This window comes from Marinobacter sp. AN1 (assembly GCF_026013985.1).
Taxonomy (GTDB): domain Bacteria; phylum Pseudomonadota; class Gammaproteobacteria; order Pseudomonadales; family Oleiphilaceae; genus Marinobacter; species Marinobacter segnicrescens.
Genome location: NZ_CP110342.1, coordinates 3,907,800 through 3,934,083 on the forward strand (window position 1 = coordinate 3,907,800; position 26,284 = coordinate 3,934,083).

The following is a 26,284-nucleotide window of genomic DNA, read 5'->3' on the forward strand; positions in this document are numbered from 1 at the left end:
TCACCCATATATTCAATTTAACAGATATCTGTTTTTGTGCATAATAGGCATCACCTTATCCCGAGTAAAGGACATTTCTGTGACAACCATCGATGACCTGCCCAACATCGACCCCGAACACTTCAAGGCGCCTTCCGGCTGGGCCCTTTTTGACAGCACGCCATCGGGCCACAGGCCCAGGATTCTGCTGCTCTATGGCTCATTGCGGGAGCGTTCCTTCAGTCGCCTGGTTGTGGAAGAGGCCGCCCGCCTGCTGGAAGCCATGGGCGCCGAACCCCGCATCTTTAATCCACGGGGCCTGCCGCTTGCCGATGCCGAGGAAGATTCGCACCCCAAGGTTCAGGAGCTGAGGCAACTGGCGGAGTGGTCTGAGGGCATGGTGTGGTGCTCGCCGGAGCGCCACGGTGCCATGACCGGTATCATGAAAACCCAGATTGACTGGATCCCGCTCTCCATTGGGGGCATGCGGCCCACCCAGGGCAAGACCCTGGCGGTGATGCAGGTGTGCGGTGGCTCCCAGTCTTTCAATGCGGTGAATCAGTTGCGGGTACTCGGTCGCTGGATGCGCATGATCACCATCCCTAACCAGTCTTCGGTGCCAAAGGCGTTTACCGAGTTTGATGACAACGACCGGATGTTCCCATCACCCTTCTACAATCGGATTGTGGATGTAATGGAAGAGCTGGTTAAGTTCACCCTGCTGACCCGTGACCGCAGCGACTATCTCACCGACCGCTATTCCGAGCGGGTCGAGAGCGCCGACGAGGTCTCGAAGCGCGTCAACCAACGGTCCATGTGAGAGTTCAGCCATGAGCAACAAGGTAGAGATCGCCACCGCCAAAGAAACCAGCGGGGGTATGGGATTATTCGAACGTTACCTCTCGGTGTGGGTAGCACTGGCAATCATTGTGGGTGTGGCCCTAGGCCAACTGGCCCCGGCCGTTCCGGAGATACTCTCCCGCTTCGAATACGCCCAGGTGTCCATTCCCATCGCCATCCTGATCTGGGCGATGATCTTTCCCATGATGGCCCAGATCGATTTCAGTGCCATTGTCGGGGTACGCAAAGAGCCCAAAGGCCTGGCCATTACCACCACGGTCAACTGGCTGATCAAGCCCTTCACCATGTTTGCCATTGCCTGGTTCTTCCTGACGGTGGTGTTTGAACCATGGATCGCTCCTCAACTGGCCAGTGAATACCTGGCTGGCGCCATTCTCCTCGGGGCCGCTCCCTGCACCGCCATGGTGTTTGTCTGGAGCTACCTAACCAAAGGCGATGCCGCCTACACCCTGGTACAGGTATCACTGAACGACATCATCATGCTCTTCGCCTTCGCGCCGATTGTGGTGTTCCTGCTGGGTATCTCGGACATCCAGGTCCCATGGGACACGGTGTTGCTATCGGTCATCCTGTACATCGTCATTCCACTGGCCGCCGGCTACCTGACTCGTCGCACCCTGATTGCCCGCCACGGCCAGCACTGGTACGACGAGGTGTTCCTGAAACGCATCGGCCCGGTGACGCCCGCGGCGCTGATTGTCACCCTGGTACTACTGTTCGCCTTCCAGGGCGAAGTGATCCTGGAGAATCCGCTGCACATTGCACTGATTGCGGTGCCGCTGATCGTGCAGACCTTTCTGATCTTCTTCCTCGCTTACGGCTGGGCGCGACTGTGGAAGGTGCGCCACTGTATCGCCGCACCAGGTGCCATGATCGGCGCCAGCAACTTCTTCGAACTCGCCGTCGCGGCAGCTATTGCCCTGTTTGGTCTTCAGTCCGGCGCGGCACTCGCCACGGTGGTGGGCGTGCTGGTAGAGGTACCGCTAATGCTGGTACTGGTGCGCATTGCAAACCGGACACGAGGAGCCTTCCCGGACTGACCGGCCCGACGGGAGCCGTCGTTCAGCGCCACCGGGGGCGACGGCAGCCAGTATCCCCGTGGTGGTCGGCGCGATCTGGTGGGTCACCCGCCGCATCAAACGGCGGATCATCAATGCCGAGGAGCCTGACGCCCGCTGATTTCATGAACTCGCGGCATTCAGACTCAGCACCTGAGGCCCTCTGATTGTCCGTGACAGCAAACATTGCCGGATTCATCGAGGACCACGTTACAACGACGGGCAAGAACCTCCCGCAAACGCTCTCGCGCGCGCCGGATTCTGGCCTTGGTGGCCGGCAACGATAGCCCCTGCGCCCGGGCGTAGGCCTCCTGGGACATGGGCCCGAGGTCACAGGCCTGGAGGATGTCGCGGTCGCTTTCCGCCAAGTACGGCAGGGTCGCATTAATGCAGGCATCCAGTTCGTCCACCGGTGCCCGCTCCGCAGCACGCTCATCGCGCAGATGATCCGGCACCGGCACCCAGTGCTTGCGCAGGCGATGGCTGTCAGTGAGCGCGTTGCGGGCCACCCGGAACAGCCAGGCGCGGGGATTCTCCAGTTCGCAGAAATTCCGTCCCTCACGCATCGCCTTGAAAAACACATCCTGCAGCAGGTCGTCAGCCATCGCCGGCTCTTTCACTTGGCCGAGGAGAAAGCCGCGAAGCTCGGCCTGGTGGTCATGCCAAGCCTGTAATACACAATTAAATTTCATTATCCGTCACTCAGGCCGCGCACTTCTACGCGCTGGAAAATTTCATGCCCGGCGCCGCCAGGTTGAAGACGGCACCGTCGGTGCTTCAGTAGAACAAGAGTATCCTTTTTGGCGATCATTCGTCCTCTGGGCGCCGATACATTATCAACGCCAAGACAAGGGCCATCGAACCCATGCTCGAGCTATTTACATCCCTGGCCAACTGGCTGACTTATGATCTGATGGGGCTAAGCCCGGAGACCAAACTGGGCACCTCCATCCATTTCTTCATTGAGGACACCACCAAGATCCTGTTTCTGCTGGTAGTGATGATCTACGTGATCGCACTGGCACGGGCCTCCCTCAACCTGGAGCGGGTAAGGGCCTATATCCAGCAGAAAAACCGCCTGGTGGGCTATTTCTTTGGCTCCGGTTTTGGTGCCATCACCCCTTTTTGTTCCTGCTCAAGCATTCCGCTGTTTCTGGGCTTCACCAGCGCTGGCATCCCCCTGGGGATCACCATGGCGTTCCTGTTTACCTCACCTATCATCAATGAGGTGGCGGTGATCATGTTGTGGAGCCTGCTGGGCTGGAAGTTCACCCTCGCATATATCGTGATCGGCATGGCGGTAGGCATTGTCGGTGGCATGATTCTGGATTCGATCAAGGGCGAGCGCTGGCTGAAAGACTTTGCTGCCAAGGCTTATCAGAACGCTGCAACCGAAGCCCGGAACCACACAGACAACCCTGAAATGCCTGAAGCACCAAAACTGACCTTTCAGGAAAGGCATCAGTTCGCCAAAGACGAACTGAAGGAGATCCTCGGCCGGATCTGGAAGTGGGTACTGATTGGCGTTGGCCTGGGTGCCGCCCTGCACGGCTTTGTTCCCGATGGCTGGTTTGCCGAGAACCTGGGCTCCGGCCAGTGGTGGAGTGTACCGGCGGCGGTACTCGCCGGCCTGCCCCTGTATTCCAATGCCACTGGCGTTATTCCGGTAATGGAAAGCCTGATCGTCAAGGGGCTGCCGGTGGGCACCACCCTGGCGTTCTGCATGAGCACCGTTGCAGCCAGCTTCCCGGAATTCATCATGCTCAAGCAGGTCATGAGCTTTCGCCTGCTGGCTATCATTTTTGTAATCCTGCTGGCCAATTTTATGGTGGTCGGCTGGGTAATAAACGCCATCAGCCCCTGGCTGTTCTCAGGGTTCTGATGCCTTTAAACGTAATGAAATCAATTCAAAGGAAAATGCCATGAAACGTTTCGAAGTACTTGGTACCGGCTGCAAGAAATGCGTCACTACCGCTGAGAGTATTGAGCGGGTAGCCCAGGAGCTGGGCGAGTCGATTGAAGTGGTGAAGGTGACCGATCCGGCAAAAATCATGGAGTACCAGGTGATGTCCACCCCGGCAGTGGCGGTCGACGGCACGGTGGTTCACAGCGGCTCTATCCCCGATCACGCGAAAATTGTCAGCTGGCTGAAAGCATAACCGGCAGGACGCGGGACCGGTTTCCCGCGTAAGATAGCGGGTGCACAGTGCCCCTTGTGTTAAGGGGCACTAGACTATAGTCAGATTCACCCGCTTACCCGGAGCATGCCTATGCTGAGGTTTTTCAGGATTGTCGACGGTCTTATCAGAGAAATCGGTAACCAGGAGGAAGACACCGACGCCCGGTTACGACAAGCCGACTGGATCGACGCCTGTGAACCCGATGAAGAAGAGCGGCAGATTCTCCAACGGCTGCTGAAAACCGATATCCCCGAGTTTGACGATGTGGAGGAGATCGAGGCCTCGGCCCGCTACTTCGTGGACCAGGCCGGGGTGCATGTGCACTCGATGTTTCTCAACCTGGCCGAAGGGCGTCATAACACGGTATCCGTGGCATTCATCCTGCAAAAAAGCCGCCTGATCACCATCCGCGAAACGGAACTGGCGGACTTCCGTCTGCTGCGCATGCGGGCCCGCCGTGGCCAGGTGGAGGCCGGCGATCCCTGCGAAATGATGGTGACGATTCTGGAACAGAAGGTGGAGAACCAGGCGGACGGCCTGGAGGACCTGCATCGCCAGCTGGAAGATGTCAGCTACCTGGTACTGGAAGACGAGGAGGCCGAGCTGGACGAGGCCATCAACCGCCTGGCCCGGCTGGAAGACAGCAACGGCAAGACCCGCCTGTGCCTGATGGATACCCAGCGCAATATCTCGTTCCTGCTACGCCACCTGCGCAACGAAGGGGAAGTACGGGAGACCCTCCGGGAGATTAACCGCGACATCGAAACCCTGATGTCCCACACCACGTTCCTGTTCGACAAGATCAACTTTTTGATGGACTCCACCCAGGGTTTCATCAACATCGAGCAGAACCAGATCATCAAGATTTTCTCGATTGCGGCGGTAGTGTTCCTGCCGCCCACGCTGGTCGCCAGCATCTATGGCATGAACTTCAAGTATATGCCGGAACTTGAGTGGCTACTGGGTTATCCGGGGGCGCTGGGGCTGATGGTGGCGGCCGGGATTGCGCCTTACTGGTACTTCAAGCGTAAAGGCTGGCTTTAACTGGACTGCCTGATACCAGACTGCCTGATCAATGTGGTGCAGGTCCGAATTGGGGCATGTGTTTTAAAACACGCTCCTGCCGACACATCCATGTGACGCTCGGGCTCCGCCATCCCTTGCTCCGCACGATTTTAAAACACATGCCCCAACCCGGCCCCTCAGGCATCTGAGCCTGTCGAAGACGCTCCCCCACTCCGCTCGCCCTGAGCCTGTCGAAGGGCCATAACAAGGATAAGAGAAGGGGAAACACCCTTCGACAAGCTCAGGGTGAACGGTGGGGAAATGCGGGTCAATGGTGTGGGAATATAGAAGGACTAGTCATCTCTGAACCCGCACCAGAGATTCCCAACCTGCGATAGTTACCCTCTAACAAGCCTCCAACGGAGCATAAGCCAGAACAAGCCACTTGGCTCCATCGTCAAAGTTCACCTGAACCCGGGTATGGTGACCACTCCCTTCGCTGTTCATCACAATCCCCTCCCAAATTTGGGATGGCGAACCCGCTGACCCAGGGAAAACCCGGCCTGCTCCATGGGCGCGGAATCGAACAGCCCTTCATTGGGCCGAGAGACCATGGCCGGGCGGGTCACCGTATTACGCAGGCGCACTTCCTGGATGCAGTCCGCCGGAATTTCCCGCACGAACCGGGACAGGGCGTGGAACTTCTCCTGACCGTAGAGACGGCGTGATTCCGCGTAGGTGAGGATCAGTCGCTTCATGGCCCGGGTAATGCCCACGTAGGCCAGCCGGCGCTCCTCCTCCATGCGCCCCGGCTCTTCCAGGGACATGCTGTGGGGGAACAGTCCTTCCTCCACGCCCGCCAGGAATACCAGCGGGAACTCCAGGCCCTTGGCGGAGTGCAGGGTCATCAGCTGGACACTGTCCTCGTGGGTATCCGCCTGGGCTTCACCGGCATCAAGGGCGGCCTGGGCGATGAATTCCGCCAGCGCGTCCTCGCCGTCTTCCACCTCAAAATCCGACAGGGCGTTGACCAGTTCTTCCAGGTTCTCCACCCGGGCCTGGCCCTTCTCGCCTTTCTCGTTGGCGTGGTAATCCTTCAGGCCGCTGAGTCTGAGAGTTTCTTCCATCAGACCCTGAAGGGAGGACTGGTCCACCTTCTCTGACACGGTCTGGATGATTTCGATAAACTGCTGCAGGCCGGATCGCGCCTTGCCCTTGACGGCGCCGGCGTCGAGCATGCGTTCCGAGGCTTCCCACAGGGAAATACCCTGCTCCGTGGCGTAGGCCCTCAGGTCCGCCAGGCTCTTGGCGCCGATGCCACGGGTGGGCACGTTCACCACCCGCTCGAAGGCCGCATCATCACGGCGGTAGTGGACCAGCCGTAGGTAGGCAATGGCGTTGCGGATTTCCTGCCGGTCGTAGAAGCGCAGGCCGCCGTAGACCCGGTAGGGGATACCCTGACGCATGAGCGCTTCTTCCAGCACCCGCGACTGGGCGTTGGAGCGATAGAGTATGGCCGCTTCGCTGCGCAGGTTGCCCTCGTCCACCCAGGCGCTGATGGTGTCGGCGATGTAGTTGGCCTCGTCCATTTCGTTGAAAGCCGCGTACAGGCTGATGGGTTCGCCCTCAGGCCCATCGGTCCACAGTTCCTTGCCGAGGCGACCCTGGTTGTTGGCGATGACCGCGTTGGCGGCCTTCAGGATCAGCTGGGTGGAGCGGTAATTCTGTTCCAGCCGCACCAGGCGCGCGTTGGGGAAGTCCCGCTGGAACTGCTGGATGTTCTCGATCTTCGCGCCCCGCCAGCCATAAATGGACTGGTCATCATCACCGACCACGGTGATGGGCACCCGGTTGCTGGCAAGGATCTGCAGCCAGGCGTACTGGATGGTGTTGGTGTCCTGGAATTCGTCCACCAGGATGTGCTGGAAGCGGCGCTGATAGTGGGCCAGCAACTCCGGCCGGTGCAGCCACAGTTCATGGGATCGCAGCAGCAGCTCACCGAAGTCCACCAGGCCACCCTGGTTGCAGAGCCTCTCGTACTGCCGGTAGATCTGCAGCATGGTGTTGGTGAAGTGGTCGCCCGGGTTGTCCTGGATGTGGTCTGCCCGCAGCCCCTCGTCCTTCTGGCTGTTGATGAACCACTGGGCCTGTTTTGGTGGCCAGCGGCTTTCGTCGATCTGCGCTTCCCGCATGACCCGCTTGATCAGCCGCAGCTGGTCGTCACTGTCCAGCACCTGGAAGTTTTCCGGCAGGCCGGCGTCGGCATAGTGGGCCCGCAGCAGGCGATGGGCAATGCCATGGAAGGTGCCGAACCACATGCCCCGGGCGGGGATGTTCATCATCTGCTCGATGCGGTAGCGCATCTCCTTCGCCGCCTTGTTGGTAAAGGTAACAGCGAGGATGCCGGTAGGCGGCACGCCATCTACCTGCATCAGCCAGGCCATGCGGTGGACCAGCACCCGGGTCTTGCCACTGCCGGCACCGGCGAGCACCAGCAGGTGGTCGTTCTGGGCGGTGACCGCTTCGCGCTGGGCGTCGTTCAGGGGGTCGATGATGGGGGAGACATCCATGGGTTCTGCCGTTCATTGCCTGGTGGAAAATGAGGCAAGAGTATATCACCCATGGGTGGGGGATTGGGGTGGATGAAGCCCTGTAGCCTGTGAGTTCTGGTGGAGGGGATTGCGCTCCGGTACATTTTCCCCGGACACGCCCGCAAGTACATCCCATGGCCGTTTTTTGCTCCTGCAAAACGCCACTTCCGCCGTCCATGGCGGTCGTAGGGCTCGACTTCGGCCATCCATGGCCGAAGACGGTCCGGGGAAAACGTCCCCTCACGCACTCCCCCAAACTTGGGCGATAGGCCAACTTTGGGGGAAGGGTTGGTCTTAGAACCCTCGCGGAACGGACTGCGGCTCAACGAATTCGAACAGACCTTCGATACCGCCTTCACGGCCGATGCCGGAAGCTTTCATGCCGCCGAAGGGAGCTTCCGGTGTGGGGCCGGTACCGGTGTTCCAGCCGACGTGGCCGAAGCGGAGGCCGCCGGCTACGCGCTGGGCGCGGTCTTCGTCAGCGGTGAAGACGTAGGAGGCCAGGCCGAATTCGGTGTCGTTACCCATTTCAATCGCTTCATCTTCGGTCTTGAAGGACACCATGGGCACCAGCGGGCCGAAGGTTTCCTCGCGGAAGCAGGCCATGTCACGCTTGACGCCGGAGACGACGGTGGGCGGGAAGAACAGCTTGTCGCTCGGCAGATCTTCCGGCTTCGCGCCGGCCACGAGGCTGGCGCCTTTCTGGAGGGCGTCTTCCAGGTGCTCTTTGACCTTGTTGAAGCCAGCCTTGTTGATCAGCGGACCGATATCCACGTCGCCGTTAATGCCATCACCCACGGTCATCTTGTTGACCCGCTCGGCCAGTTTCTGGCCGAAGGCCTCCATGACGTTTTCATGGACAAAGATGCGGTTGGCGCAAACACAGGTCTGTCCGCCGCCGCGGAACTTGTTGGCGATGAGGTTATCGGCGGCCTTGTCGAGGTCGGCGTCGTCAAAGATGATGTACGGCGCGTTTCCACCCAGCTCCAGGGCCAGCTTCTTGACGTGCTCCACGGTGTCCAGGATGAGCTTGCGGCCCACTTCGGTGGAGCCGGTGAAGCTGAGCATGGGTACGTCCGGATTCTCACACAGCTCCTTGCCGATAACGCTGGCCTTGCCCATCACCAGGTTAATCATGCCCTCGGGCAGGTCGACGTTCTCTTCGATCACCGCAAACATGGCAATCATGGTCAGCGGGGTTTCACTCGCCGGTTTGATCACCGACGGGCAGCCGGCGGCCATGGCGGCGGAAAGCTTCTTGGCAATCATGCCGATGGGGAAGTTCCACGGGGTAATCAGGCCTACCACACCAATCGGACGGTAGTGGATGGTCCAGGTGCAGTCCCGGGGCTTTTCTTCCAGGGTGTGGGAGTTCAGCTCGCCAATGGTCTTGGAGAAATAGTCAAAGAACCCCGCAGCATAGTCCACCTCACCCTGGGCCTCGTTCAGGGGCTTGCCGTGTTCGAGGCACAGGATACGCCCGATTTCTTCCTTGTTGGCCTTGAGGGCATCGCGGATCGCTTCCAGCCACTGGCGACGGGTTTCAATGGCATAGGGTTCGGTCAGGCGCAGGGCGGACTTGCCTGCTTCAATGGCAGCCTTGACGTCCTCGGCCGGCATGGACGGTACGCTGGCAATGACCTCACCGGTGGCCGGGTTGTAGACATCGAAGGTGTTGTCACCGGTCGCCTTCCATTGACCACCGATATAGCCTTTGAGGTTCTTGAGCAGGGGTGATTCGATCATGATGGCTCCTCGTTCTGATAGACAGTCGTTTTTAGTTGTTGGAAGCTGTCCGGGTATTGACGTAAACGTCCTGGAGTGAGACTACTGATCAAGTCTCCGGACACCCAGAAGTCCGGGCAAGTTTGATAATTTGTTCAACCATATTGGCTGCCTTTGTCACGTCTGTAAAGGCAATCGGCCAGAGCGGGCAACCCTGAGAGGGCCTACTATACTGGTCGGAAATGATGACTCATCAGGAGGCCGTAACATGAAAGCGTATTTCCACCCGTCACAGGACCTGCATGCCCCCAAGACGTATTTTACCCGTGGGCAGATGCGCCAGCCCCAGGAGGTGGCTGACCGGACCGGTCAGATGCTGGAAGGCCTGAAGGAACTGGGCGTGGAAATACTGCAGCCTGCCGACCAGGGCGCCGGGCCGATCTCGGATATCCATGACCTGGGTTATCTTCGCTTCCTGGAATCCGCCCATCGCCGCTGGATGGAACAGGAAGACTGGGGTGACGAGGTCATCTCCAACATCTTCGTGCGTGAGCCCAACCACCTCCAGGGCATCCTGGCGGAAGCGGCCCGCTACCAGGCCGACGGCAGCTCCCCCATTGGCCCCAAGACCTGGGAGGCCGCCTACTGGTCGGCCCAGTCTGCCCTGGGTGCTGCCGACGCCATCAAGGCCGGCGACCGCGTGTCCTACGCGGTATGCCGCCCGCCCGGCCACCATGCCCGTCGCGATGCGGCCGGCGGCTTCTGTTACCTGAACAATGCCGCCATCGCGGCCCAGCACCTGCAGGACCGGTTTGCCCGCGTCGCTATCCTGGATACGGACATGCACCACGGCCAGGGCATCCAGGAGATCTTCTACGACCGCAGTGACATGCTTTACGTATCGATCCACGGGGATCCCACCAACTTCTATCCGGTGGTCACAGGGTTTGAGAATGAACGCGGCGAAGGGGACGGCTACGGCTATAACATCAACTACCCGATGCCCCACGGCTCCAGTGAGCAGTACTTCTTCGACACCCTGGACAAGGCCATCCGCGACATCCGCCTGTATGACCCGGATGTACTGGTGCTCTGCCTGGGCTTCGATATCTACAAAAACGATCCCCAGGCCAAGGTCTCGGTCAGTTCTGAAGGGTTCTCAAAGCTGGGCAAGCACCTGAGCCAGTTGCACCTGCCCACCCTGGTAGTGCAGGAAGGCGGTTATGACCTGGAGTCCCTGAGCGAGAACGTGCAGCAGTTCTTCAAGGGTATTGGCGGGCTCTGAGGGATTCAGTCCGTCAGCCAGTAGTAAAGCCGACCGATGTGCTCGTAGACCAGCCGCGTGCTTTGCTCAAGATAGGTGCTGCGCGGCAACAGGCTCAGCTCACCGCCTGATCCGGAACTGGCAAAGCCCATGGGCGCGGGGATGACTTCAAAACCGCGCTTCTCGAACTCGGGAATCGCCCGGGTCAGGTGGGCGGCGTGGGTTACCAGCAGGATGGTGTCCATGTCACCGGCGTCCAGGATACGGGCACTGAACTCGGCATTTTCCCGGGTATCCCGGCTCTCATGCTCCAGCCAGCGGGCCTGGAGGCCAAAGGCCTCCTCCAGCATCCGCGCCATCAACTGCGCTTCTGATTCGGCGTCATCAATCCCGTTGCGCCCACCGGTCAACAACAGCGGCAGGCCAGTACGCCTGTGCCACCGCGCCGCCTCCGCCAGGCGGGCCAGCGGTGCCTCGGCAACGGTATCACGGCCGTTCCATTGAGGCGCCGAGGTGTCCCGGCCACCACCGAGAACCACGATCACCTCGGCCCTGGATGCCTCCTCCACGGTAGGCACCGGATGATCTTCCAGACCGGTACTCAGCACCGACAGTGACGGCGGTATCGACAGCAGGTAAAGGCAGAGCGTGCTCAGCGCAATCAGCCACCATCCGGCCCTGGGCCAGCGACGGATCATGAGCAGACCGGCCAGCACCAGCAGGATATTGGCAAACGGCGGAAGTACCGCGTATTTGATAAACAGAAGCACGTGTACGATTCCTTTCCGGAGACTGGCGGCGTTATCGGTTATCTGGGCTTCCCAGTCCGGAACTGAACAGGGAGTGCGGCTCAGCCCGGCGCATAGACCTTGATATTGTCATGCCCCTCAGCCTTCAGGTGCCCGGCATGGACCCGGCTCATGGTGCCCTTGTCGCAATAGAGCAGGTACTGGCGGTGGTTGTCCAGGCGCTCCACCTGCTGATTGAGCTCATAGAACGGGATATTGATGACCTGGTTATTGGTCAGGGTCAGCGGTGCACGCTGCTCCTCGTCCGGGTGACGCACATCGATGATGACATCGTCCACCGACGGGGTGTTCACCAGTTCAACATCATCCAGGGTCATTTCCGGGATCATCATGCGCCCCACCGGAGTCTCGGTGCGGTCGGCGACCGCCTGCTCCAGGATCGACGGGTCCATCTGGGACTCATCGTGCTCTACCCGGTGCAGCTTGGCGCGGGTGGCGGGCTTCTGGGAGATCACACCGCAGTACTCAGGCATGTTACGGGCGTAGGAGTCGGTACCGATCTCGTGGGCAATACGAATGATCTGCTGCTTGTCCATGGCAATCAGCGGACGCAGCACCACCATGTTGCTGGCCCGGTCCACCACGTTCAGGTTGGTCAGGGTCTGGCTGGACACCTGGGCCACGGCATCACCCATCACCAGGCCTTCGACCCGGATTTCCTCGGCCACCTTGTCTGCCGCCTTCAGCATCTGCCGTTTGAGCACCACGCCCCAGTGGCGGTGGTTCACCGTGCGCATGATTTCCGCCACCACCCCTTCAAAGGGCACGGAGATAAATTTCACGGAATGGCTTGAGGCGTACCGGTTCCACAGATAGCTGGCCACCTGTTTCACGCCCACCTCATGGGCCTGGCCGCCCAGGTTGAAAAACAGGAAATGACTGCGCAGCCCCCGGCGCATCATCAGGTAGGCCGCCACGGAGGAGTCGTACCCACCGGAAACGAGGGTCATTACATTCTCGACGGTCCCCATCGGGTATCCGCCCAGCCCCTCATGCTTGCGGTGGGAAACGTGGAACTGATCATCCCGGACATCAATCCGGATCTCCACATCCGGCGCCTTGAGCTTAACGCCAGCCGCATCGGTCTTCGCCAACAGGAAGCCACCCACCTGGCGCTCCAGCTCGCTGGAGGTAAAGTCATGCTGCCCGGAACGACGGGCCCGCACGGCAAAGGTCTTGCCCGCCAGGCGATCCCGGTAGGACTCCAGGGCTTTCTCGCCCACATCTTCCAGGCTGACCAGGGGGTAGACAGAGATTTCCTGGATGGTGGAGATGCCTGGAATTCGACTCAGTTCGTCCAGCACCGGGCTTAGCAGCCCCCGGCCTTCGGGTACGTCCACATCGACCCGGTCCCAGGAACCTTCGACAACGATTTCCGGATCCAGGCGGGCCAGCAGTTTGCGGATATTCTGGCGGAGCTGGCGCATCTGCTGACGACGAACCGGCTTGCTCTTGATGGCTACTTCAGCAGCCGGGCGAATCAATAACTTCATGGGGGAACAAATCGACTATTGGGTGACTGGCGTATAGAACGTAAAGGCGTTAGTTTACCCGGTTCCCGGAGTGCCTCAAAATCCGGCCTTGCCGAAACCCGCCGGAAATGGGTATATCGAACCATCAGGAGTCAGGTAATCCATGCAGAAACAGCCCACGGTGAATGCCCTCATTTCCCCCGAAGGCAGCCTTGAAATACTGTCCAACCACGAAGTCAGCCGCCTGAAGGACCGTAGCGAGGGCGGCCTGTATCAGTTGTTCCGACAGTGCGCCCTGGCTGTGCTCAATACCGGTGCGGAAACCGACGACACCAAGGATCTGATGGAGGCTTATGCGGATTTCGATATCCGGCTGGTGCCCCAGCCCCGCGGTCTGAAACTGGAAGTGGTGAATGCTCCGGCCATCGCCTTTGTAGACGGCGAAATGCTCCGCGCCATTCGCGAGCACCTGTTTTCGGTACTGAGGGACATCGTCTATTCGAACACCATCTCCACCTCGGTGGTGGGCTTCCGGAAAGATAACCCCGAGGATCTCACCAACCTGATTTTCCATATCCTGCGCAATGCGCGGGCCCTCCAGGCTGGCCGCTCGCCAGACCTGGTCGTTTGCTGGGGCGGGCATTCCATCAGCCGTGAGGAATACAGTTACAGCAAGGAAGTGGGCCACCAGCTGGGTCTGCGCGGCCTGAGCATCTGCACTGGCTGCGGCCCGGGTGCCATGAAAGGCCCCATGAAGGGTGCGACCATTGGCCATGCCAAGCAACGGGTCAAAAATGGCCGTTACATCGGCATCACCGAACCCGGCATTATCGGTGCCGAAGCGCCGAACCCCATCGTGAACGAACTGGTGATCATGCCGGACATTGAGAAACGCCTGGAAGCCTTTGTGCGTGCCGGCCATGGCATTATTGTGTTTCCGGGTGGCGTCGGCACCGCCGAGGAAATCCTCTACCTGCTGGGCCTGCTGCTACACCCGGACAACGCCGACATCCCCTTCCCGGTCGTCTTCACCGGTCTGAAAGAAAACGCCGAATACTTCGAGATGATCGACCGGTTTATCCGCAACGCCCTTGGGGACAAGGCTGCAGAGAAATACGAAATCATCATCGACGACCCGGTCCGCGTAGCCCAGACCATGAAAAAGGGTATCGCCGAGGTGGAGACATTCCGGCGGGCGATGCAGGACGCCTATCACTTCAACTGGATGCTGAAGATCGATCCGGTCTTCCAGCTGCCTTTCGAGCCCACCCACGAGAGCATGTTGTCACTGGAACTGCATCGTGACCAGCCGGTGCATATGATCGCGGCGAACCTGCGCAAGGCATTCAGCGGTATCGTGGCCGGGAACGTGAAGGAAGAAGGTATAAAACAGGTAGAAGCCAGGGGGCCATTCGAGATTTCCGGAGACCCGGTGCTGCTTGCCCCCCTGGAGGAGATGCTGGCCGCATTTGTCGCCCAGAACCGGATGAAGTTGCCGGGAAGTACTGCCTATATTCCCAGCTACCGCATCGTCAGTGGCGGGTACTGAGAAACCCCTTCGTTTCTTCCCCTGTTTGCCCCCAAACTAAAACGCCGGGTTTATGACCGGCCGTTTTTTCTTCGACGTCTGTTCAGAGGCACTTCATCGCGGAGCTACCGTGACTTACTTGCCACCGTCCGCAGGCAGGCTCGCGTAGTAGGCTGCCAGGTTGGCGATATCCTCATCACTCAGGCCCGCGGCCTGACCCTGCATAACCGGAGCCTGGCCACCAGAACGCTGCTTGTCCTTGTAGGCCTTAAGTGCAGACACCAGGTAGGCCTCGTTCTGACCAGCCAGGTTGGGATAACCCGGGATCTGTGCAATACCATTCTGGCCGTGACATGCAGCACAGACTGCTGCCTTGGCCTTGCCAGCTTCCGCATCACCTGCGGCGTTTACCAGGCCCGGCGCTGCAAAAGTTGCCATTACCACACCTGCCATTGCCAGTTTTTTCAGAGTCATAGGTCTCTCCATCAGTTTTTTGGAACCTTTGAGTCGCTTTATAGCATAGCCCTCGCGGCACCGCACATGAGTTAGATCAAGAGCTATCGGCCACCGGCACACCCCCGACCTTTGTACGCTTTATTTCTGATACAGTTAGCACCACAGTAGGTACTTGTACCCAAAGTAGTCGACGACAAGGGAAGCATCCAAAAACCATGAGCATTCAGACCCGCGAACTCCCCTGCCGTGGCGGTAAGCTCGGCCTGTTAACCCTGGACTCGCCGGCTACCCTGAATGCCCTTTCCTCAGAGATGTTCCTTCAGATGCAGGCCCAACTCGATGACTGGGCCCACGATGAAAGCATCCGCCTGGTCATGATCAACGCCAAAGGTGACCGGGGCTTTTCCGCAGGCGGCGATATCCGTGAAGTCTACCAGGCGCTGAAAGAAGCCCCGGACACGATGACCGTTACCAGGGTATTCGCTCAGGAATACCGAGTGGATTACACCCTCCACACCTTCCCCAAGCCAGTAGTTACCCTGGCCCACGGTATAACCATGGGTGGCGGCATGGGGCTGTTACAGGCCAGCCGATACCGTCTGGTTACCCCGGACATCATGCTGGCCATGCCCGAAGCCACTATTGGCCTGTTCCCGGATGTTGGCGCCAGCTGGTTCCTGAACCGCCTGCCTGGCAGTATCGGCCTGTTCATGGGCCTTACCGGGGCACGAATGAATGCAACCGACGCCATGCGCATTGGCCTGGCAGACCTGGTGGTCGAGCGCAGCCAGCAGGAAGAATTGATCAACCGCATTACTGACCAGTACTGGACCGGCGATATTGCCGCAGATGACAACCGCCTGTTCCGTCTGCTGAACCAGCTGGAAGAGGCCCCGGCAGAATCCCTGCCGGACAGTGAACTGGCGCTCTACGAACAGGATATTGCACGCCTGTGTCGGCGTGACGATCTGTCCAGGGTGGCCGAACGGCTGCTGAGCAGCCCTCCCGGAAATGAGTGGTGGCGTGCCTGCATCGACGGTTTACGCCACGCCTGCCCGGTGTCCCTCTATCTGCTCGAACGCCAGTTGGCCCATGGTCTGCAGATGTCGCTGAAGGATATTTTCCGGATGGAACTGGCCATGGTGGCCAACTGTGCCGCCGGACCGGACCTGGCGGAGGGCATCCGCGCCCGGCTGATCGACCGGGACAACCAGCCCGCATGGCGTTACCGGTCGTTAACCGAGGTACCGGAAGACTATGTGGAGAGCCACTTCACGCCTCCCTGGCCTGAAACGGAAGACCCCCTCGCGGATCTCTAGGGATGGCATTGGGGGACCAGGTTATCCAGTTGTGCTGCATTAACCGTTACACTACTGAAAACAGGGAAGAACAGGCTCCTCCAACCATGTTCACACAAACCGCCCTCCATTCAGCCTGGCGTGCCTTGGCGATCGTGCTGGTCAGCCTGCTGTGGCTGGTGCAGCCCACATCGACTGCCGCGGCCGTGACCGACTTGCTGCCGGGCATGAAAGAGGCACAGGGGACGGAATCCGCGGAAGCGACCTCACCACGCGGAGATTCAGGGCCAACTTCCGAAGCAGACCCGAAAGAAGCCGAGCAAGAGCCACCACCCGAACCTTCAGCAACCCCGGTTCAACCGGTATTGGAAGAAGAGCCGGAACAACCACTGCAAAGTGACCTGCCAGCGGCGGAACATGCCGATATCCGCCAGCAGATCGAAACCTTGCGAGAAGCCCTGGTGCAACGCCAGGCGGCCCTGGAAGCCAGTCAGCGCCGCCTGGCCCAGGCCCAATCCCTGCTGGAGCGACTGGACAACGAGTACCGCAGCTTTGAGCTACGTCTGGAAACCGCCGGCCTCAACCTTACCAATGACTACGCCCGACTGCTTCGCCAACGCCTGGAACGGCTCCAGAGCCAGACCATCGCCGACGGCCTCACCGAAGGCATCAGTACCCAACTGTCCGCCGCTCGGGAGGAACAGCTTCGGCTGGAGGAATTTGAGGCACTCAGCGCTCCCGAAGACACCGACCGCGGCCGTCTGAGACAGCTACGCACTGAGGTCATCGTGCAACTGCACGGTGTGGTTACTGACCACATTGATGTGCTTAACGACTACTACAACACAGTGGTCGCCCTGCGTGACCGTTTCGCCGCCTACCAGGAACTGCTACAGCAGCGCCTGTTCTGGCTACCCAGTGCAGAGCGGGTGTCGCCAGCCATGGCCAGCCAGCTGTACCAGGGGTTCAGCTGGCTGCTGTCAGGACTGCAGTGGCCGGAACTGAGCAAAGCGGTCCGTGCGTCCTTCGCTGAGCGGGGCAGCTGGATACTCCTTATCCTGGCGATACTGGCGGTATTGCTCATGCGACGCCAGTCCCTCCGCAACACCGTCATCAACACCGGCGACGATGTCGGCAACGTGGGCAAGGACCGCATGGCCCTCACCCTCACTGCCGCAAGCCTGAGCTTTTTGCTGGCGCTGCCCTGGGTGCTGGCGCTGTCGGCCGTAGCGCTTCTCCTCAAGGAGGGGAACGCGCTGTTCGCTGCCCTGTCCTCGGGGTTTACCGGCGCCGCCTTCGTGATCCTGCTTCTCCGCACGCTTCACTCCGTGGCCAGGCCGGACGGACTGGGAGAGCGTCATTTCCACTGGCAGGCCGCAACCCTGGCAGCCATTCGTCAACAAATGCCGCTTTTGCTGGCCGTGCTGACACCCATCGTCATCATCCTGCCCACCATGGAGACGCCGGAAGGTGCGGATTACAGCAACAGCCTGGGGCGTTTCCTGTTCCTGGTTGCTTCCGGAGCGCTGGCCTGGTTCGCCTACCGGGTTATGTCCGCTGTGATCATCGCCAACCCGTCCAGTCGCTTTCTGCGCGGTGCCCGGATTGTGACCGTGGCCATTCCGCTGATGCTGGCGATAGCATCACTGTGGGGTTACCACTATACCGCCGTTCAGCTGGAAGGCCTGCTGTTCCTCAGTGGTTGCTGGCTGGCAGCCGTGATGATGATGTATTACCTGGCCCTCAGAGCCCTGTCCGTCCGGGAGCGCCGGTTGACACTCAAGCGACTGCGTGAGCAGCGAGCCGCCGAGCGCAAGCTGGCAGAGACCCGCGAGACCGCTGAAAATTCCGGGGAAGGTATGCCCGTGACCCTGGACATGCCGGAAATGGACCTGAAGGACATCAGCCAGCAGAGCAAGGCCCTGGTCCGCATCGTCGCCTTTGTCCTGGCCGCCTCTGTGCTATGGGTGTTCTGGGCGGATGTCATTCCCGCCCTTCAGGTGTTTGACAGCGTTACCCTGTGGACCATTGCAGGCGCAGAAGGGGAAGAGGCCCTGCCCATCACCCTGGGCGACCTGATGCTGGCGCTGTTGTTCGGCGTCGGCACCATCCTGGCCGCCCGCAACCTGCCGGGCACACTGGAAGTAATGTTCCTCAGCCGTATGAACCTGGAGCCCGGCGCCGGCTATGCCATTACCACCCTGGTTACCTACGTTATCGTGTTCGCCGGCATCATGGCGGCCCTGGCGGTGATCGGGCTGCAATGGTCGAAGCTGCAATGGCTGGTGGCCGCCCTGGGTGTGGGCCTAGGCTTCGGGCTACAGGAAATTGTCGCCAACTTTGTGTCCGGCATCATCCTGTTGTTCGAACGCCCCATCCGGGTGGGCGATACCGTCACCATTAATGGTATTACCGGCACCGTAGCCCGCATCCGCATCCGGGCGACCACCCTGGTGGACTGGGATCGCAAGGAACAGATCATCCCCAACAAGACCTTCGTCACCCAGGACCTCACCAACTGGACCCTGACCGACCCCATTACCCGCGTGATCATCCGGGTCAGCGTTGCCTACGGCTCAGACGTGGACCAGGTGCGCGACCTGTTACAGGAAGTCGCTGAAAACAACGAGCGGGTCGTGGACGACCCGGCCCCGGCCGTCTTCTGCGTCGGGCTTGGCGACAGCAGCGTCAACTTCGAGGTCCGGGTCTTTGTTCGCGACCTGCTGGACTTCATGCCCCTGTCACATGAATTACATTCCGCCATTACCCGCACCCTGCGGGATGCCAACGTGGAGATTCCCTACCCGCAACGGGACATCCACATCCGGACAGCGCCCATGCCCTGGGGCGTACCGGGCGCAAAGACCGAGGGTTCACCCTGATGGCGCCGTCCACGTTGTGTAACACCGGGCGGCTATACTCCAATGGTTCCCAACCGAGGTAAGCGGATACGATGTTTGAGATGTTCCTTTCCACCTACGTCAGTTCCACCATCCGCTTCCTGTTCCTACTGGCGCCCTTCTTTGTCGTGTCCATGTTCCTGGCGCTCACCCGCGGACTGCCAGCGGCAGAGAAGGCATCCATCATCAAGCGGGCCTCCATCTCAGCACTGATTCTGGGCCTGGTCCTGTTCTTCGCTGGCCCGGTGCTGTTCAGTGCCATCGGTATCACCCTGAACTCGTTCCGTATTGGCGCGGGCAGCCTGCTGTTCCTGACCGCAATCAGCCTGGTAACCAGCGGCACACGAAACCACGCCACCGGACTGCCCGAAGAAGACCGGGACGACGTGGCCGTCGTGCCACTGGCCATCCCGGTCATGATCGGCCCGGCCACCATCGGCGCCATCCTGGTCTACGGCGCCGAACTGAAAGCCGTGCCGGAAGTGGCCGGCGGGCTGCTTGGCTTGCTCTCGGGTTTGCTGATCCTGGCCGTGTTACTCCACCTGTCGGGCCACCTTGAAAAACTGCTGGGCAAGACGGGGCTGAATATCCTTTCGAAGATCAGTGGGCTGATACTGTCTGCGATGGCTGCGGAGATTGTGATGACCGGGGTTGCGGGGTTTGTCAGGTCCCTTTGATCAGTCTTTCAGCTGAAACAGGGATGTCTACAGGAGGTCTCATTTATTCAATGGAGCAAAAAGTTGGGCTGGCCTATGGCGATGCTAAACTTGCCCCGATACGCGTGACACACCCCAGCCCCATACGAATGCCAGATTCGTGAGTCATGGACCGAATACCAAGGCCATAAGCTCGTTTAAGGGCCGAGGGCCCTTTACCGGACGGTGCTATCGGCGGCAACGCCAATGGCTGGCTTTGCGAGGCTCATCTTAATTCTCGTTTTTCGACCGTCCCACGCGACACTTAAACAAAAGCGAACGGTTCCGCAATGATGATCCATCGGTACACTTAACTGGATGCAATAGCCTGGCTAAACACCAACGGTCAAAGAACTCTAATCAGTGGCGCAACTACAGAGAGATGCTTACAATGCGTCTAACTGAGCGTCTATTTTTTTCGTGGGTAGGACCAGATGGGACAATACATCTATATCTGCAGCAATGAATCAATACCCGGTAAAGTGAAAATCGGGAAAACCGAAATTTGCCCACATAAAAGAATCGCTGCGCTCCAAACTACCGGGGTTCCCACGCCGTTCGAGCTCATATTCAGCGCTGAAGTAAAGGACTGTCATGTAAGCGAAAGGGCGATTCACTCAGCACTTTCTAACTTCCGATCAGCGCACAACAGAGAGTTTTTCGATATTGGCCCGGAAGATGCCGTTAAAAAAGTTTTAGCGATTTTAGACGACTATAATCCGCATTTTTCGGCTCTCTTCCATTCCGTGTGGAATCGGTCGCCAGCTAACGCCTTTTTGAGCCATACTCCCTGATATCTTCTGACCTCCAGCGAACATCTCTATGAATCCGGAACTCTTGTTCACACAAGCCTTGGGTCTGACGTCACCATGGGCTGTCGATGACATCGATTTTGACCCAAAGGCCCAGCGTATCGATTTCCGGGTCTCCTGTGAGGCGAAGCAATTACCGTGTCCTGGTTGTGGGCGATCTGATCAGCCTATTCACGACCGGAAACCGCGAACCTGGCGGCATTTGGACTTCTTCCAGTTTGCCGCCTATGTCCATGCCGAGGTGCCCCGGGTGCGCTGCGGCGGCTGCAAGAAGACCACTCAGGTGGAAGTACCCTGGGCTCGCCCGGGCAGCCGTTTCACCCTGCTATTCGAAGCCTTTGCGCTCACGTTGGCCAAGGCCATGCCGGTATCGACCACGGCAAGGCAGCTGAGGACTGATGACAGGGCCCTTTGGCGGGTACTGGACCACCATGTCACCCAGGCACAAGCTCGTGAAGACTACAGCACCGTGACCACCATCGGGGTCGATGAGACCGCCTGTCGGCGTGGCCATCACTACATCACGCTGGTGCATGACCTGGCCGAGCGCCGACTCATCTTTGCAACGCCCGGTCGTGACGCCCAGACTCTGAAAGGATTCTCTGAGGATCTTGCAAGCCATCAGGGCAAGGCTGATCAGATCCGGCACGCCAGCATCGATATGTCTAAAGCCTACATCAGCGGCCTGGGGCAGCACCTGCCCAACGCCGAAATCACCTTTGACCGGTTCCATATCATTCAGCTGGCAAATCAGGCTGTGGATGCCGTGCGCAAGTCTGAAGTACGCCACGACGCCCGCCTGAAGCGAACCAAATGGGCCTGGCTCACGGACATGGCCCGCTGGAGCAAAAAGCAGGATGAGGCCGTCTACGACCTGACCCGCTCCAACCTGAAGACCGCTCGTGCCTGGCGCATCAAAGAGGCCTTGCGTGACATCTTCCAGGCCAAGCCTGGTCGTGAACAAGCGGAAGGGTTACTGAAGCGATGGCACTCCTGGGCCAGACGCTGTCGGTTGGAACCGATGAAACAACTAGCTGCCACCATCAAGCGACACTGGGCCGGAGTCCTACAGGGCTTTGAAAGCGGCTTGAGCAATGGTTATGTCGAAGCCATGAACAGCCTGATCCAGGCGGCCAAGGCCCGTGCGCGCGGCTACGGCACGGCGAGCCACTTCATTGCCATCTGCTTTCTGATTGCCGGCAAGCTCAAGCATCTGCCAGCAAACCCGTTCCAGACGCCATTACAGAGAATGGTTGCAAGCTAATGTTCCACACAAAACGGAAGAGAGCCCATTTTTCCGCCAAAGTTAGCAACTGTCAAACCTATATCGAAGCAGACCAAGAAAAGCGACTGAAGTTGGCACAAGAAAAAGAGGCTCAAAGGCGACTTGAACAGGCCCAACAGAAGGAGGCGCGGCAGCGAGAAATTCTGTGGCAGCAAAGAGAGGCAAGATTTCAAGCATTCAAATCAGAATGTTTGGAGAAAATTCGTACTTTGGAAGAGAAGGAATTAGCACAATTTGGGCCCCCGCCGAAATTGGACTCCTCGCAAGGCTGGATTTGGGGCATCGGAACTTGGTTTTTGAGTATTGGGGCATGGCATGCAGCGATTGGAGTCATAGGGTCTGAAAACGGGGGCGGCATATTTGGGTTTTTGCTTTTTTTCGGGGTTATAGCGGCTAGCTTTGCCTTATGGGGCAAATACAAGACTCGGCTGGAGAAGCAGCTCCAACGCGAGTGGGAACCACGTATGCCGTTACGACGTGAAATGGCGTCCTTGAGAAGAAAAGTTCAAGACGAAGTGGAACATCTTCGACGGATAGGGCATTACAAACCTAGACCCCCAATTTTTTTCTTTCCGGACGGCAAAAAGATAAGAGGCAACCCGCATTGATGACGCCCCTCAAAGAGAAAGCACTGCCCTGAACTCCGAGTGTTCGCTTTGCGACCGTCCCGCATCCCAGGCAATCTAAACAAAAGCGAACATTCGATTAGTGCTTTTCCCCGAAGGTTTCAGGCGAATCACTGGTCTTTCATGCTATTTGATTGACGGAGCCACTTACAGAAGCCAATTGATTCAGTGGCAGAGCTCACGATGGTGCGCTAGGCTATTGTTTTATAAATTTATCTGCGGTGGGATTGACGGCTCAACGGCTGTAACAACGACGCAGACAAATTTTTGCAGTGGTGAAGCGCGCTGTCTAGCTGCTGTTATGGATAGGAGATGACCCATGGAGTTGTTTTTCGCCGATGACTCAACTCACAAAGGAGTTCGAGATGGCATGGGAAAAATAATCTCATTTGGGGGAGTTTTTGTATCCCCAGAGGCGCTGATGCCTCTTGAACAGCAGATTACCGATATCTGTCAGAAAAAATATGCCATTCCCGAGGGTGAAGAGATTAAGTGGTCGCCCAAGAAGAAATCCTGGATATATCAAAATTTACACGGTGAGAAAAGAACTGAATGTTACCGTGAGATTATACAAGCGGCACTCGATCACGGCGTAAAGGCAATCGTCATTTGTTGGGACGAGGGGCGTACAACGTTGAAGGGAGAACGCGCCTTCAACAAAGCGTTGGACTTCGCTTTCGAGCGCATATCCGTTCACCTTAAGAAGCAAGACACCATTGGCTTGATGATCGCTGACCGGCCAGGCGGCAGCCATAAACAGGACGAGGCATTTTTGTCCGATTTCCTTGAGCGGGTTAACAATGGGACTTTACACGTTGGCCCAGATCGTGTAGCGCTAAATATTCTTACAACTCCATCCCACTTAGTTAAGCATCTACAACTAGCGGATCTAGTTACCTCAATCACTGCTGCCATGGTAGCTGGGCAAGATCGATATGCAGGTGAATTATTTCCTTTGGTCAAGAAGATGTTTATCAGCAACCACTTTGGATACATCGGTGGCTCGGGATTGAAGTTGTTTCCGGACGATCTTTGGAACTTGTACCACTGGGTTCTCGGGGAAGACGCATATGTGAAGGTAAGCATATCCGGTGGTATCGGCCTCCCACATAAAGGGTTGCCCTATGCTGAGAATCTATAAAAAGTGCTGGCACGGCGATCTGTTACATTGCGGCTTCGCCTTCGTTCCGTAGCCGAGCGTGCTGTTGGCGTTAGAATTATCTTGAATCAAACTTATGAAGCTAAAAAAACTGTTGTCTCATTGTTTTATCGAGGAGTTCAGTTCCCATCTTTCGACCGAATTCGAGAATGAACTATTCGTCTCGGCCTTACGGAACTATTGCTCCCATGGAAATCCATTGCGATTCCATAATTTTGCGTTCGCCATGCGAGAGCTTCTTAGGCATGTGCTGGATCGGAAGGCTCCGGATTCAAAAGTTAGAAAGTGCATCTGGTTTAACCCTCAATTAGATAATCCAGAGAAAGCAACGAGAGGACAAAAGCTAAAGTACTGTATGCAGGGAGGAATTCAGGATCATCTGTTGTCAGAGGAAATTCGTGAAGACGTTAAAGAGTTCATATCAAGCTACCAGGATCAAATCGATGCTCTGAACTCGTACACTCACATCGGTGAAGCCAAGCTTAGGATCTCCCCAAAATCATCATATCAGAGTCTAAAAAAGGTAATCGTAACCTTTAATAATGCCATGTCGATAATAGAAGACGGGAAGAGAGATGTGCTTGATCATATTCCCGAAACACTTTTTGCCTATGTCAGAGATGAGCTCACCAATGAAATTCCTAACTGTCTAGATGAGCTATCGAGTCATTCTGTGATCGATTGGGTGGACTTTGAAGGCTTCCAAGTAGTCGACGTTGACGAACAGTTTTTGTACATCATTGGTGAAGGAACGGTCCACGCCACGCTGCAATACGGATCATCCTCAGATCAAAAGCGCGGTGACGGTGCGATTATCAACGATAGTTTTCCTTTGCAATTCGACTGCAAGGCGAGAGCAAACAAGCCAAAAGGCGCGTTTGTAGTTAAGGAAAGTATCAGCGTCGTTACCGATTCTTGGACAGAATAGAATTCAGCCAAGGGCTCCAGCCGAGCGCTAAAGCGGCGGCTGAGCTCGTGCGCTAAGACCTAGCGAGAGTCTCCATGAAGCTGGATAAAGAGTATTTACGGTCTCTGCTTACCGTTATTGAAGAGAATCCTTCGCCGCGGCCGAGTTTAAAGGAAATTCTCAACGGGATGGGCTTGGAGGACCTGAATGATGACTTTCTTCACCATTACGAAATCATTGCTGACTACGGATTTATCGAGGGTATTGGAAAGTTGTCTAGTATTGGTTTGGTAGATGACTTTGACGGTGTTAATTGGGTCGATGCGAATACCCGAAAGCGTTCAGCCATCACACGATGTTAGGGTGACTAATTTGGAGCTTCCGGCAAACCCAAGGGTTGAGGTTCCGTGGCGATACCTTTGCGGCGCTTACACTTTGGTACGGCCAGATGAGCCGCTTATATTGACGAACTCCGTGTAGCTCACTAATGTTGTTTAAGTTAATGAGCTGGAGAGAAAACATGGAATTCAAAGATAAAGTACTGAATCTGGTGTCAAAAATTGAAAAAGTCAATGATAAGCTGGACACCGAAGAGGCAACCAAGAATGCTTTGGTTATGCCTTTTATCCATTCGGTTTTGGGGTACGACATCTTTAACCCCAACGAAGTGGTGCCGGAGTTTACTGCTGACACCGGCACCAAGAAAGGGGAAAAGGTGGATTACGCCATCACACATGATGGCGAAATCCAGATGCTTATTGAAGCCAAGAAGTATGGCGAGCAGCTCAAACTAAAGCACGCCTCTCAACTCTATCGCTATTTCTCGGTTACTACTGCCCGCATTGCCATTCTGACTAACGGAAGTATTTACCAGTTTTTCAGTGATCTGGACGCCACTAATAAGATGGACGAACGGCCTTTCTTGGAGATCGATTTCGAGAACTTGGATGAAAGCCTGGTGCCAGAACTCAAGAAACTGACCAAGGAGAAATTCGATCTTGAGGATGTACTCAACTCTGCCGGGGAAATGAAGTTCTCCAACCAGATCAAGAAGGTGTTGCAACAAGAACTGCGTGACCCAAGCGATGATATGGTTAAGCTGCTGGCCGGCTCCGTGTACGAAGGCAAACTGACTCAGTCAGTCAAAAACGACTTCAAGCCGATCATCAAAAAAGCGATCAACCAGTTCCTGAATGAACAGATTAATGATCGTTTGCAAAGCGCAATGAATCGCTATTCTGATCCGCTAGAAGACACGATGGAAGTTGAGGAAGAGGCCGATAACGGAGTTATCACAACCGAGGATGAGGTAGAAGGTTACAACCTAGTCAAGGCAATTGTACGCAAGGCTATCGATCCAGACAGGGTGGTAATGCGTGATACCAAGAGTTACTGCGGTGTGCTGATTGATGATAACAACCGTAAGCCACTGTGCCGGATGCACTTCAACCGGTCTCAGAAGTATATAGGGATATTCGATAGTGAAAAAAGAGAAACCCGTCATCCTATCGAGACTCTCAATGACATCTTCAACTACGAACAGGATCTGCTGGAGACAGTCGGAGGCTATGTTGAGTAGTCAGTGGGTATAGTAGCTGTAGTAGCCCCCATTGAAACCGGACACCCTGGTAGAAGCAAAGGCATTTAGGGTTTTGAATTCGAGCTATCGTAATC

General features: G+C 57.3%; 22 protein-coding genes and 1 pseudogene. 17 read left to right on the forward strand and 6 right to left on the reverse strand.

Going from position 1 to position 26,284, the window contains the following annotated elements:
* Positions 1-79 precede the first annotated feature (79 nt).
* A complete protein-coding gene (arsH, locus tag LJ360_RS18025) occupies positions 80-799 on the forward strand; it encodes an arsenical resistance protein ArsH (protein ID WP_413774380.1) in 720 nt (239 codons plus the stop codon).
* A gap of 10 nt (positions 800-809) precedes the next feature.
* Positions 810-1,880 carry an ACR3 family arsenite efflux transporter gene (gene arsB, locus LJ360_RS18030; protein ID WP_264994651.1) on the forward strand — a complete coding sequence of 357 codons (1,071 nt, stop codon included), beginning with the start codon at positions 810-812 and terminating at the stop codon, positions 1,878-1,880.
* A 164-nt stretch (positions 1,881-2,044) separates the two neighbouring features.
* Here the strand turns inward: arsB and LJ360_RS18035 are convergent, their stop codons facing one another.
* Entirely contained in the window at positions 2,045-2,503 is a 459-nt protein-coding gene (locus LJ360_RS18035; RefSeq protein WP_245742620.1) for a sigma-70 family RNA polymerase sigma factor, read from the reverse strand.
* A gap of 260 nt (positions 2,504-2,763) precedes the next feature.
* On the opposite strand from LJ360_RS18035, the gene LJ360_RS18040 reads away from it, so the two are divergent.
* The 3 genes from LJ360_RS18040 (at position 2,764) to corA (ending at position 5,122) form a co-directional block, all read left to right on the forward strand.
* The gene (locus tag LJ360_RS18040) at positions 2,764-3,780 is read left to right on the forward strand and encodes a permease (protein WP_091852898.1); all 1,017 of its coding nucleotides are present in this window, start codon (positions 2,764-2,766) and stop codon (positions 3,778-3,780) included.
* 40 nt (positions 3,781-3,820) lie between these two features.
* Positions 3,821-4,057, forward strand: a complete 237-nt coding sequence (locus tag LJ360_RS18045) for a thioredoxin family protein (protein ID WP_091852895.1) — start codon at positions 3,821-3,823, stop codon at positions 4,055-4,057.
* A gap of 111 nt (positions 4,058-4,168) precedes the next feature.
* Positions 4,169-5,122 carry a magnesium/cobalt transporter CorA gene (corA, locus tag LJ360_RS18050; protein WP_091852892.1) on the forward strand — a complete coding sequence of 318 codons (954 nt, stop codon included), beginning with the start codon at positions 4,169-4,171 and terminating at the stop codon, positions 5,120-5,122.
* Positions 5,123-5,488: 366 nt separating this feature from the next.
* On the opposite strand, the pseudogene uvrD reads toward corA, so the two are convergent.
* Positions 5,489-7,653, reverse strand: a pseudogene (gene uvrD, locus LJ360_RS18055) (DNA helicase II).
* Positions 7,654-7,968: 315 nt separating this feature from the next.
* Entirely contained in the window at positions 7,969-9,420 is a 1,452-nt protein-coding gene (locus tag LJ360_RS18060; RefSeq protein WP_091852886.1) for an NAD-dependent succinate-semialdehyde dehydrogenase, read from the reverse strand.
* A 247-nt stretch (positions 9,421-9,667) separates the two neighbouring features.
* On the opposite strand from LJ360_RS18060, the gene LJ360_RS18065 reads away from it, so the two are divergent.
* Positions 9,668-10,684 carry a histone deacetylase family protein gene (locus tag LJ360_RS18065; protein WP_264994652.1) on the forward strand — a complete coding sequence of 339 codons (1,017 nt, stop codon included), beginning with the start codon at positions 9,668-9,670 and terminating at the stop codon, positions 10,682-10,684.
* Positions 10,685-10,689: 5 nt separating this feature from the next.
* On the opposite strand, the gene LJ360_RS18070 is transcribed toward LJ360_RS18065, so the two are convergent.
* Positions 10,690-11,433, reverse strand: coding sequence for a YdcF family protein (locus LJ360_RS18070; RefSeq protein WP_264994653.1), 744 nt, complete (start codon positions 11,431-11,433; stop codon positions 10,690-10,692).
* 80 nt (positions 11,434-11,513) lie between these two features.
* Positions 11,514-12,965 carry a tRNA uracil 4-sulfurtransferase ThiI gene (thiI, locus tag LJ360_RS18075; RefSeq protein WP_264994654.1) on the reverse strand — a complete coding sequence of 484 codons (1,452 nt, stop codon included), beginning with the start codon at positions 12,963-12,965 and terminating at the stop codon, positions 11,514-11,516.
* Between the two features lie 142 nt (positions 12,966-13,107).
* On the opposite strand from thiI, the gene ppnN reads away from it, so the two are divergent.
* Entirely contained in the window at positions 13,108-14,493 is a 1,386-nt protein-coding gene (gene ppnN, locus LJ360_RS18080; RefSeq protein ID WP_091852874.1) for a nucleotide 5'-monophosphate nucleosidase PpnN, read from the forward strand.
* 114 nt (positions 14,494-14,607) lie between these two features.
* Here ppnN and LJ360_RS18085 read toward each other — a convergent pair whose 3' ends face one another.
* The gene (locus LJ360_RS18085; RefSeq protein WP_264994656.1) at positions 14,608-14,946 is read right to left on the reverse strand and encodes a c-type cytochrome; all 339 of its coding nucleotides are present in this window, start codon (positions 14,944-14,946) and stop codon (positions 14,608-14,610) included.
* A gap of 197 nt (positions 14,947-15,143) precedes the next feature.
* Here LJ360_RS18085 and LJ360_RS18090 point away from each other — a divergent pair, with 197 nt between their 5' ends.
* From LJ360_RS18090 to LJ360_RS18135, 10 genes are all read left to right on the forward strand, one after another.
* A complete protein-coding gene (locus LJ360_RS18090) occupies positions 15,144-16,247 on the forward strand; it encodes an enoyl-CoA hydratase/isomerase family protein (RefSeq protein ID WP_264994657.1) in 1,104 nt (367 codons plus the stop codon).
* Positions 16,248-16,333: 86 nt separating this feature from the next.
* Positions 16,334-19,108 carry a mechanosensitive ion channel domain-containing protein gene (locus LJ360_RS18095; protein WP_264994658.1) on the forward strand — a complete coding sequence of 925 codons (2,775 nt, stop codon included), beginning with the start codon at positions 16,334-16,336 and terminating at the stop codon, positions 19,106-19,108.
* 71 nt (positions 19,109-19,179) lie between these two features.
* Positions 19,180-19,803: a MarC family protein gene (locus LJ360_RS18100; RefSeq protein ID WP_264994659.1), complete on the forward strand. Its 624-nt coding sequence runs from the start codon at positions 19,180-19,182 to the stop codon at positions 19,801-19,803.
* 452 nt (positions 19,804-20,255) lie between these two features.
* Positions 20,256-20,615 carry a GIY-YIG nuclease family protein gene (locus LJ360_RS18105; RefSeq protein ID WP_264994660.1) on the forward strand — a complete coding sequence of 120 codons (360 nt, stop codon included), beginning with the start codon at positions 20,256-20,258 and terminating at the stop codon, positions 20,613-20,615.
* A gap of 28 nt (positions 20,616-20,643) precedes the next feature.
* Positions 20,644-21,897, forward strand: a complete 1,254-nt coding sequence (locus tag LJ360_RS18110) for an ISL3 family transposase (protein WP_264994661.1) — start codon at positions 20,644-20,646, stop codon at positions 21,895-21,897.
* A complete protein-coding gene (locus LJ360_RS18115; RefSeq protein ID WP_264994662.1) occupies positions 21,897-22,526 on the forward strand; it encodes a hypothetical protein in 630 nt (209 codons plus the stop codon). Before LJ360_RS18110 ends, LJ360_RS18115 begins: the two co-directional genes overlap by 1 nt.
* A gap of 337 nt (positions 22,527-22,863) precedes the next feature.
* Positions 22,864-23,685: a DUF3800 domain-containing protein gene (locus LJ360_RS18120; protein ID WP_264994663.1), complete on the forward strand. Its 822-nt coding sequence runs from the start codon at positions 22,864-22,866 to the stop codon at positions 23,683-23,685.
* Between the two features lie 94 nt (positions 23,686-23,779).
* The gene (locus LJ360_RS18125; protein WP_264994664.1) at positions 23,780-24,631 is read left to right on the forward strand and encodes a hypothetical protein; all 852 of its coding nucleotides are present in this window, start codon (positions 23,780-23,782) and stop codon (positions 24,629-24,631) included.
* 74 nt (positions 24,632-24,705) lie between these two features.
* On the forward strand, positions 24,706-24,972 hold the full coding sequence (locus tag LJ360_RS18130) for a hypothetical protein (protein WP_264994665.1): 267 nt from the start codon (positions 24,706-24,708) through the stop codon (positions 24,970-24,972).
* A gap of 158 nt (positions 24,973-25,130) precedes the next feature.
* Positions 25,131-26,189, forward strand: a complete 1,059-nt coding sequence (locus LJ360_RS18135) for a type I restriction endonuclease (RefSeq protein ID WP_264994666.1) — start codon at positions 25,131-25,133, stop codon at positions 26,187-26,189.
* Positions 26,190-26,284: the final 95 nt, after the last annotated feature.

What these genes read in the sequence shown, in the direction of transcription:
- LJ360_RS18095 (WP_264994658.1), top strand. Translation starts at nt 16,334, where the DNA reads ATGTTCACACAAACCGCCCTCCATTCAGCCTGGCGTGCCTTGGCGATC.
- arsB (WP_264994651.1), top strand. Translation starts at nt 810, where the DNA reads ATGAGCAACAAGGTAGAGATCGCCACCGCCAAAGAAACCAGCGGGGGT.
- LJ360_RS18125 (WP_264994664.1), top strand. Translation starts at nt 23,780, where the DNA reads ATGAAGCTAAAAAAACTGTTGTCTCATTGTTTTATCGAGGAGTTCAGT.
- corA (WP_091852892.1), top strand. Translation starts at nt 4,169, where the DNA reads ATGCTGAGGTTTTTCAGGATTGTCGACGGTCTTATCAGAGAAATCGGT.
- LJ360_RS18035 (WP_245742620.1), bottom strand. Translation starts at nt 2,503, where the DNA reads ATGGCTGACGACCTGCTGCAGGATGTGTTTTTCAAGGCGATGCGTGAG.
- LJ360_RS18115 (WP_264994662.1), top strand. Translation starts at nt 21,897, where the DNA reads ATGTTCCACACAAAACGGAAGAGAGCCCATTTTTCCGCCAAAGTTAGC.
- thiI (WP_264994654.1), bottom strand. Translation starts at nt 12,965, where the DNA reads ATGAAGTTATTGATTCGCCCGGCTGCTGAAGTAGCCATCAAGAGCAAG.
- LJ360_RS18100 (WP_264994659.1), top strand. Translation starts at nt 19,180, where the DNA reads ATGTTTGAGATGTTCCTTTCCACCTACGTCAGTTCCACCATCCGCTTC.
- ppnN (WP_091852874.1), top strand. Translation starts at nt 13,108, where the DNA reads ATGCAGAAACAGCCCACGGTGAATGCCCTCATTTCCCCCGAAGGCAGC.
- LJ360_RS18090 (WP_264994657.1), top strand. Translation starts at nt 15,144, where the DNA reads ATGAGCATTCAGACCCGCGAACTCCCCTGCCGTGGCGGTAAGCTCGGC.
- LJ360_RS18065 (WP_264994652.1), top strand. Translation starts at nt 9,668, where the DNA reads ATGAAAGCGTATTTCCACCCGTCACAGGACCTGCATGCCCCCAAGACG.
- LJ360_RS18040 (WP_091852898.1), top strand. Translation starts at nt 2,764, where the DNA reads ATGCTCGAGCTATTTACATCCCTGGCCAACTGGCTGACTTATGATCTG.
- LJ360_RS18120 (WP_264994663.1), top strand. Translation starts at nt 22,864, where the DNA reads ATGGAGTTGTTTTTCGCCGATGACTCAACTCACAAAGGAGTTCGAGAT.
- LJ360_RS18110 (WP_264994661.1), top strand. Translation starts at nt 20,644, where the DNA reads ATGAATCCGGAACTCTTGTTCACACAAGCCTTGGGTCTGACGTCACCA.
- LJ360_RS18085 (WP_264994656.1), bottom strand. Translation starts at nt 14,946, where the DNA reads ATGACTCTGAAAAAACTGGCAATGGCAGGTGTGGTAATGGCAACTTTT.
- LJ360_RS18060 (WP_091852886.1), bottom strand. Translation starts at nt 9,420, where the DNA reads ATGATCGAATCACCCCTGCTCAAGAACCTCAAAGGCTATATCGGTGGT.
- LJ360_RS18045 (WP_091852895.1), top strand. Translation starts at nt 3,821, where the DNA reads ATGAAACGTTTCGAAGTACTTGGTACCGGCTGCAAGAAATGCGTCACT.
- LJ360_RS18135 (WP_264994666.1), top strand. Translation starts at nt 25,131, where the DNA reads ATGGAATTCAAAGATAAAGTACTGAATCTGGTGTCAAAAATTGAAAAA.
- LJ360_RS18105 (WP_264994660.1), top strand. Translation starts at nt 20,256, where the DNA reads ATGGGACAATACATCTATATCTGCAGCAATGAATCAATACCCGGTAAA.
- LJ360_RS18130 (WP_264994665.1), top strand. Translation starts at nt 24,706, where the DNA reads ATGAAGCTGGATAAAGAGTATTTACGGTCTCTGCTTACCGTTATTGAA.